Origin of the sequence: Methylopila turkensis, assembly GCF_027922325.1 — a bacterium.
Classification (GTDB): Bacteria; Pseudomonadota; Alphaproteobacteria; order Rhizobiales; family Methylopilaceae; genus Methylopila; species Methylopila turkensis.
The window spans coordinates 1-1,196 of the sequence record NZ_BSFL01000008.1; the positions used below are offsets into that span (position 1 = coordinate 1).

General features: G+C 65.3%; 1 protein-coding gene. It reads right to left on the reverse strand.

Annotated features, from left to right (window positions below):
• Window positions 1-2: 2 nt before the first annotated feature.
• Entirely contained in the window at window positions 3-1,193 is a 1,191-nt protein-coding gene (gene tuf, locus PKE78_RS18395) for an elongation factor Tu (RefSeq protein ID WP_271202394.1), read from the reverse strand.
• Between the last annotated feature and the right edge of the window lie 3 nt (window positions 1,194-1,196).

Sequence of the window (1,196 nt, forward strand, 5' to 3'; positions counted from 1 at the left end):
GATCACTCGATGATGGATGCGACGACGCCTGCGCCGACGGTGCGGCCGCCTTCGCGGATGGCGAAGCGCAGCTTCTCCTCCATCGCGATCGGCACGATCAGCTCGACCGTCATCGCGATGTTGTCGCCCGGCATCACCATCTCCGTGCCTTCCGGCAGGTGAACCACGCCCGTCACGTCCGTCGTGCGGAAGTAGAACTGCGGACGGTAGTTCGTGAAGAACGGCGTGTGGCGGCCGCCCTCCTCCTTCGTCAGGATGTAAGCCTCGGCCTTGAACTTCGTGTGCGGCTTCACCGAGCCCGGCTTGCACAGAACCTGCCCGCGCTCGACGTCCTCGCGCTTCGTGCCGCGCAGCAGCGCGCCGATGTTGTCGCCCGCCTGACCCTGGTCCAGAAGCTTGCGGAACATCTCGACGCCGGTCACCGTCGTCTTCACCGTCGGCCGGATGCCGACGATCTCGACCTCCTCGCCGACCTTCACGATCCCGCGCTCGACGCGACCCGTCACGACCGTGCCGCGGCCCGAGATCGAGAACACGTCCTCGACCGGCATCAGGAACGGCTGGTCCACCGGACGCTCCGGCTGCGGGATGTAGTCGTCCACAGCCTTCATCAGCTCGAGGATCGCGTCGTGCCCGAGCTCCTTCGACGAGTTCTCGAGCGCCGCAAGCGCCGAGCCCTTCACGATCGGAATGTCGTCGCCGGGGAAGTCGTACTTCGACAGCAGTTCGCGCACCTCGAGCTCGACCAGCTCCAGAAGTTCCGCGTCGTCCACCATGTCGCACTTGTTCAGGAACACCACCAGCGCCGGAACGCCGACCTGGCGCGCCAGAAGGATGTGCTCGCGCGTCTGCGGCATCGGGCCGTCCGCCGCCGAAACCACCAGGATCGCGCCGTCCATCTGCGCCGCGCCCGTGATCATGTTCTTCACGTAGTCCGCATGGCCCGGGCAGTCCACGTGCGCGTAGTGACGGTTCGCCGTCTCGTACTCCACATGCGCCGTCGAGATCGTGATCCCGCGCGCCTTCTCTTCCGGAGCCTTGTCGATCTGGTCGTACGCCGTGAATGTCGCGCCGCCCGTCTCGGCCAAAACCTTCGTGATCGCAGCCGTCAGAGACGTCTTTCCATGGTCAACGTGACCAATCGTGCCAATGTTGCAATGCGGCTTCGTCCGCGCGAACTTTTCCTTGGCCATGGC

Bases quoted from the DNA above. Each gene is read 5' to 3' on its own strand.
- tuf (WP_271202394.1), bottom strand. From the start codon at position 1,193: ATGGCCAAGGAAAAGTTCGCGCGGACGAAGCCGCATTGCAACATTGGC.